Origin of the sequence: Methylobacterium sp. J-088 (assembly GCF_022829295.1) — a bacterium.
Classification (GTDB): domain Bacteria; phylum Pseudomonadota; class Alphaproteobacteria; order Rhizobiales; family Beijerinckiaceae; genus Methylobacterium.
This window is the reverse complement of the sequence record NZ_JAKSYH010000117.1, coordinates 1-5,846: the sequence shown is the minus strand read 5'-3', so window position 1 is coordinate 5,846 and position 5,846 is coordinate 1. Positions and strand designations below refer to the sequence as shown.

Annotated in this window: 6 protein-coding genes and 1 pseudogene; 5 read left to right on the top strand and 2 right to left on the bottom strand. The window is 66.1% G+C overall.

Annotated features, from left to right (window positions below; translation table 11 throughout):
- Positions 1–199, top strand: a 199-nt coding sequence (locus MKK63_RS12785) for a transposase (RefSeq protein ID WP_244002219.1), incomplete at its 5' end; no start/stop codon positions are given.
- A gap of 632 nt (positions 200–831) precedes the next feature.
- Positions 832–1,386, top strand: a complete 555-nt coding sequence (locus tag MKK63_RS12780; RefSeq protein ID WP_244002223.1) for a class I SAM-dependent DNA methyltransferase — start codon at positions 832–834, stop codon at positions 1,384–1,386.
- A 32-nt stretch (positions 1,387–1,418) separates the two neighbouring features.
- Here the strand turns inward: MKK63_RS12780 and MKK63_RS12775 are convergent, their stop codons facing one another.
- Positions 1,419–2,744 carry an APC family permease gene (locus tag MKK63_RS12775; protein ID WP_244002217.1) on the bottom strand — a complete coding sequence of 442 codons (1,326 nt, stop codon included), beginning with the start codon at positions 2,742–2,744 and terminating at the stop codon, positions 1,419–1,421.
- Between the two features lie 236 nt (positions 2,745–2,980).
- On the opposite strand from MKK63_RS12775, the gene MKK63_RS12770 reads away from it, so the two are divergent.
- From MKK63_RS12770 to MKK63_RS31970, 3 genes and pseudogenes are all read left to right on the top strand, one after another.
- The gene (locus MKK63_RS12770) at positions 2,981–4,129 is read left to right on the top strand and encodes an acyl-CoA dehydrogenase family protein (protein ID WP_244002215.1); all 1,149 of its coding nucleotides are present in this window, start codon (positions 2,981–2,983) and stop codon (positions 4,127–4,129) included.
- The gene (locus MKK63_RS12765; protein ID WP_244002213.1) at positions 4,126–4,695 is read left to right on the top strand and encodes a cytochrome b; all 570 of its coding nucleotides are present in this window, start codon (positions 4,126–4,128) and stop codon (positions 4,693–4,695) included. The genes MKK63_RS12770 and MKK63_RS12765 overlap by 4 nt, the downstream gene beginning before the upstream one ends.
- A 244-nt stretch (positions 4,696–4,939) precedes the next feature.
- Positions 4,940–5,455 (top strand): annotated as a pseudogene (locus tag MKK63_RS31970) (DUF3768 domain-containing protein); the annotation flags it as partial.
- Here the strand turns inward: MKK63_RS31970 and MKK63_RS12755 are convergent.
- On the bottom strand, positions 5,437–5,592 hold the full coding sequence (locus MKK63_RS12755) for a hypothetical protein (RefSeq protein WP_244002221.1): 156 nt from the start codon (positions 5,590–5,592) through the stop codon (positions 5,437–5,439). The pseudogene MKK63_RS31970 and the gene MKK63_RS12755 sit on opposite strands and share 19 nt — an antisense overlap.
- Positions 5,593–5,846 lie beyond the last annotated feature (254 nt).

Sequence of the window (5,846 nt, the reverse complement as noted above, 5' to 3'; positions counted from 1 at the left end):
GGACGCCATGGCGATACGGCGCGCCACGGTCGAGCATGTCTTCGGAACGCTGAAAGCCTGGATGGGCAGCACGCCCTTCCTGACGAAGGGCCTGAAAGGCGTGCGAACCGAGATGAGCCTTGCGATCCTCGCCTACAACATGAAGCGGATGATACGCCTGTTCGGCGCAACCTGGCTCATCCAGGCCATTCGAGCCTGAAGCGGTCCACCGCGCCGTCGTCATCATCCTGCCGACCAGCGCTGGCGACCACGATCAATGCGTTTTGACACGGCCTCGGTCGATAGGAGGCTGTCCGCTTTTCCAGCGGACCTGCTCCGAAGCGGACAGGCCGCTTACGGCCAGGCTACGTCACGTTCCATCGCCGCCGTGTGCAAGACCGGACATTCAGCGTTGCGCCTCTCAGTCACTCAACCAGTTATGACGAGGTCACATAAGCGGACGATACTGTCCAATTCAGTCTACTCCGATGGCCTATGGGGCATCTCTGATGAGGGGGTAGCCGAGGGTCCGGTCTCAATCGCAACGGCATCGGAGCGGGCTACCGCGCCAGCACCAACGCGTATCCTCGGACGACCGCCGACGCCTGTGCTCGGAACTGTCCCGACTGCGTGCTGTTTTCCAGTCCCACAGTTACTGGCACCCTGAGGTGTATCGTGCGTGTACGCGAGCCCGTCTCACGCCGTCACATGCTTCAGTCCGGAGCCGTTGCCGCCACGAGTACCTTAATCGGAATCAGAGGAGCCGCAGGCTTGGAGACGACTTCCGACAGGCCCTCCGACGCTCCGACCGGCCGTCGAACGAAAACTCTGGATCAAGAGTACTTCAAGGGCATGTACGCGACCGAGGCAGATCCGTGGCGCTTCGCCACGAGCCCGTACGAACGCGACAAGTATGCCGCGACGCTTGCCGCCCTGCCGCGCGCCCACTACGCATCGGCACTGGACGTGGGATGCTCGATCGGCGTGTTCACCCATCAGCTCTGCCGGCGCTGCGACGCGTTGATCGGACTCGACGTGGTGCCGTCCGTTCTGGACGCCGCGCGGGCGCGTTGCGCCGATTGCTCGAACGCGCGCTTCATGCTGGCCGCTGTCCCTGACGCTTGGCCAGACGGGCGGTTCGACCTAATCGTGATCTCGGAGGTGGCGTACTATCTCGACCGCGCTGATCTCGCGCGCCTGGTCGCGCGGGTCCAAGGCGCTCTGTTACCCGAAGCCGATATCGTCTTGGTCCACTGGCTCGGGGTGACACACTACCCGCTCTCCGGCGACGAAGCAGCCGAAGGCTTCATCGCTGGCGCTCGGACCTTCGCGACGGTCGTGAAGCAGTCGAGGACGGCCGAGTATCGGCTCGACGTGCTGCACGCCCGCAAATCAGACGCCGGCTAGAGTTCGGCGATCCCAGGGTGGGCGCAGGGCCGTCAGGCTCCGCACCGTCTTTGCACCGTCGCGACCGCGTACAGGACGAGGCCCGCCAGCATCAAAAGCAGACCCGCCAGGGACTGGAAGGGTCTCACCGCCACGAGATAGACCATCATGAACAGGGTCACCGCGAGGAAGACCAGCGGCGTGAACGGATAGCCCCAGGTCCGGCACGGTCGTGGCAGGTCGGGCCGGGTAATTCGGAGCCTGATCAGGCCGAGCACGGTCAGGAAGGAGCAGGCGATCAGGCCGAACTGGACGAACGCGAGCACCGCCTCGAAGCTCTGCGTCAGGAGGAGGAGGCTGGCAACCGCGCCTTGAAGCAGGATGGCGGCGGTCGGTACGCCGGTGCGCGTGCGACGCGCGAACATCCGCAGGGGCGCCATGTCCTCGCCCATCGCCACCGTCACGCGGGGACCGATCCACATCATCGCGCTGATCGTCGCGATCAGGCCGGCGCAGATCAGGAGACCGACGAGGCGGCCACCCGCCTCGCCGAAGACGTGACGCCCGGCGATCAGGGCGACCTCGACTTGACCGGCGAGTTCCGTCAGCGGCGTCGTGTAGAGGAACACCGCGTTCAGCGCGACGTAGAGCACCACCACGCACCCCGTCCCGGCCAGCAAGGCCCGCGGCAGGCTGCGCTGCGGATCGCGGAGCTCGCCGACGATGTAGGTCGCGGCGTTCCAGCCCGAGTAGGCGTACATCACGAAGACCAGGCTGACCGCGAAGCCGGCGCTGACGATCTGCGTGAGGTCGAACGCGCTAGGGGCGAAGCTGATCGGTTGGCCACCGGCTCGGGCAAAGCCCACCCCGATGAAGACGACGATCAGGGCGAGCTTCAGCAGCGTGAAGGCAACCTGGAACACGCTGCTGTGGCGCAGGCCACGCAGGTGGATGGCCGTGACAATCCAGATCAACGCGAGGCCGAGCGGAAGTGCAGGCGCGCCGGGTAGTACAGCCTCGGCGTACCGCCCGAACGCCATAGCCGCGAGCGCCACCGGTGCGGCGAACCCGACGGTAGCCGAGAGCCAGCCCGCCATGAACCCGATCGCCGGACCGTACATGTGCGAGAGGAAGTTGTACTCGCCGCCGGAGCGGGGAAACATCGTGGCGAGCTCGGCGTAGCAGAGCGTCCCACAGAGCGCGACGCCGCCGCCGACGACCCACAGCAACACCAGGGCGAAGCCGGACGGGACGTCCCTCACCTGGAACCCCAGACTGGTGAAGACCCCGACGCCGATCATGTCGGCCACCACGATGGCCGTCGCCGTCAGCGTGGTGACAGCCGGCAACCTTCGGGTGGCCGTCGGTCGGTCTGTCATCTCTGCCACCTGCCGGGATCCATCGCGCTGATGCGCCTGCTCACGAGAAGCCGAGTGAGCGACAGCCTGTTCTGCGCATGTGACAAACCGAGCGACCGGCCGCTGCGTAACCGTCGATTAAGTCGCACGCCGTGATGGCCCTTGGACCGGGAGACTGAAATATCTTTCGGCAGCGGCCGTTCGTCGACGATTGAGCGCGATCATGGCGCTTATCGCTGCTTCGAGGGAGAAACACCATGGATCAGCGCACGCCGCTCGACCTGACGTCCGACGCCGTCGCTGCGGCACGCGCGGTGTCACAGTCGGCGGTGCAGCGCGCGCAGACGCAGGATCGCGACGACGGCTTCCCGACCGAGGATGTCGCCGACCTCGCACGTCTGGGCTTGCTCGCGGCGCCCGTCCCATCCTGGGCTGGCGGCGCTGATCTCGGTGAGGAGTCGGGAGCCTCCAGGCTCGCCGCGGTGCTGCAGTTGGTGGGATACGGCAGCCTCGCCCTCGGGCGGCTCTACGAGGGTCATGTCAACGCCTTGCAGCTCATCGCTCGGTACGGTGACGCCGACCAGCAAGAGCGCCTGTTCGCAGATGCCCGCGCCAACCACCTGTTCGGCGTTTGGAACACCGAGCCGACCGAGGGCGGCCTCGTCCTGCAGGATGGCGTTGACGGCATGTGCCTCAGCGGCGTGAAAACATTCGCCTCTGGGGCGGGCTACGTCACCCGTGCGCTCGTGACGTGCCGCGGTCAGGCCGGAATTGGAACCCTGATGCTGGTCGTGCCCCTGAAGCCCGGGACCCGGAGCGACCTGTCGGCGTGGCGGGCCCACGGCATGCGCGCCTCGGCCACGGGAACTCTCGACTTCGGCGGCATCGCCGTGGCGGCGGAGGACGTTCTGGGCGGCCCGGACGACTACTTCCGTCAGCCAGATTTTTCAGGCGGCGCGTGGCGGTTCGCGGCCGTGCAGGTCGGAGGCATCGAGGCTGTGTTCGACGCCTGGCGGGGGCATCTCGCCGCGACCGGCCGCGGCGGCGACCCACACCAGCTCGCGCGTCTCGGCGAGGGTGCCATCGCGGTCGAAGGGGCCAGGCTGTGGGTGAACCGCGCTGCGGAGACGGTTTCCGAAGGCATCCTTCCGCCGGAGCGCGTCGTCGCCCTCGTCAATCTGGCACGGCTAGCGGTCGAACAAGCCGGCCTTGAAGTGCTGCAACTCGCCCAGCGTTCTGTCGGCCTGCAAGGATTCCTGCGAACGCACCCTCTGGAGCGGCTGTCTCGCGACCTTGCCACCTACCTGCGTCAGCCTGGGCCGGACCGGGCCCTCACTACGGCCGCCGAGGAGATCCTCAGGGCCGGAGGCATGGCCGGGGACCTGTGGGACGGGACCATTGCATGAGCGCGGCCAGCGGTACCGACGCAGCCCCGGTTGGAGACGGGTGGCTCGATACACCAAGCCGCTACGGCCGCGTCAGCCGTGCGTTCCACTGGCTGATGGCCGCGCTGTTCGCGTGGCAGTTCGCAGGCGCGCTGCTGTACGTCGTCACCGGCGACAACGCGGTGACGCGCATCGTCGGCGGCAGCCACTTCACCTTGGGCTTCACCCTGTTCGTGCTCGTGCTGCTGCGCGGCGTCTGGGGCTTGGCGAACATGACCCGGCGCCCGCCACATCCGGGGCGACTTGGTCGCGCCGCGGTCGCTGGCCACCTTCTCATCTACGCGCTGATGGTCGTCGTGCCGGGCCTCGCGCTGCTGCGCCAATACGGCTCGGGCAAGCCGTTTACGCCCTACGGCATCCCGGTGATGCCCGGGCGCGACGAGAAGATCGCCTGGATGGTTGCCCCCGGTGATTTGCTCCATCACTGGCTGGCCTTCACGCTTTTGGCGGTGCTGGCCGGCCACGTCGTCATGGCCTTCCTGCACCGCAAGCTGCGGAAGGAGGACGTGCTCGCGCGGATGACATGAAGAGGTCGAAGCAGCGGCGCAGTCGGGAGATGGCGCTTTCGGGATGCCGTACCACGCCGCGTCCGCTTCCAACCCGTGAGCAGCCCCTCAGCTGAGAGGCTCGAAGTCGGCGAAGGGTCATCTACTGCCGGGGTGCAGGCATGATCCTCTCAATCAGCCCGGTCCAAAGCTAGCCGGTCAGGTCATGCTCAGATGCCGGTCGCAAACGTGCCACCTCACCTGACCAACTCGCAACCTTGACATTATGTTTTTATTCCTATATATTGATTATATTGCAAGCCAGCTTGAGGCCCGCCGTGTCGCCACAACCGCACTGTCGAACGCGCCTCGCCATCGCGGGCCGAGCGACCAAGCCACACCAATCCGAGCACCACCAGCAAGGGGTCCCACACGGGGCCCCTTCTTCGTTGCGAGCTTTACCATGACCAGTACTGACTTTTCGGCACCAGCAACCCGCTCAGCCATGATCGGCAGTTCGCAGAAGCCAGGGCAGCTGTCGATCGCCGCCACCGATCCCACCGCCCGCGTGCGCGCCCTGAACGACGCCTTCCGTCGCAGCTTCGCTGATGGGCGAGTGGTCGAGACGCCCGGTGTGGTCGAACTGCCCGAGGCCGGCCGCATTGCCCTGCTCCTGGCCGTACGACGCTTCAGCAGCTTCGACCCCGACAACGATCCCCACGGCGAGCACGGCTCAGGCGCAGTCGAGCTCGGGGGCGAGGGCTTCTTCTGGAGCATCGATGCCTACGATCGCTCGCCGCTCGGCGGTTCGTCAGATCCAGACGACCACGAAATGACGACCCGCGTGCTCACCATCGATCGAGCAAGCTGCGAGCCGTCGATCAGCACGATGCGCTTGCTCAGCATCTCCGCCGTCTTCCTCGCTGAGGCCGAGAACAAGGAGCTGATGACGAACAGGCCCCTCGTCGGCCGAGGTAAGCTTATGGTGGGAGCAGGAGCGGTGAGATGAACGTCGGCGTTACAGCGCCGACGATTGCAGTGCCTATGCCTATGCTAGTGGTTGAGCTCTGACGGTTGAGTCCGTGTGGGGTTTCGGTTTGAGGCCCATCCTGCGAGTCTGGCCGGATGCGCAGTGGCATCTCTTTCACGCTCTCCACCTCGGATCGCCTTCGGCTCGAAGCACTCGTGGCGGA

Bases quoted from the DNA above. Each gene is read 5' to 3' on its own strand.
- MKK63_RS12780 (WP_244002223.1), top strand. From the start codon at position 832: ATGTACGCGACCGAGGCAGATCCGTGGCGCTTCGCCACGAGCCCGTAC.
- MKK63_RS12775 (WP_244002217.1), bottom strand. From the start codon at position 2,744: ATGACAGACCGACCGACGGCCACCCGAAGGTTGCCGGCTGTCACCACG.
- MKK63_RS12770 (WP_244002215.1), top strand. From the start codon at position 2,981: ATGGATCAGCGCACGCCGCTCGACCTGACGTCCGACGCCGTCGCTGCG.
- MKK63_RS12765 (WP_244002213.1), top strand. From the start codon at position 4,126: ATGAGCGCGGCCAGCGGTACCGACGCAGCCCCGGTTGGAGACGGGTGG.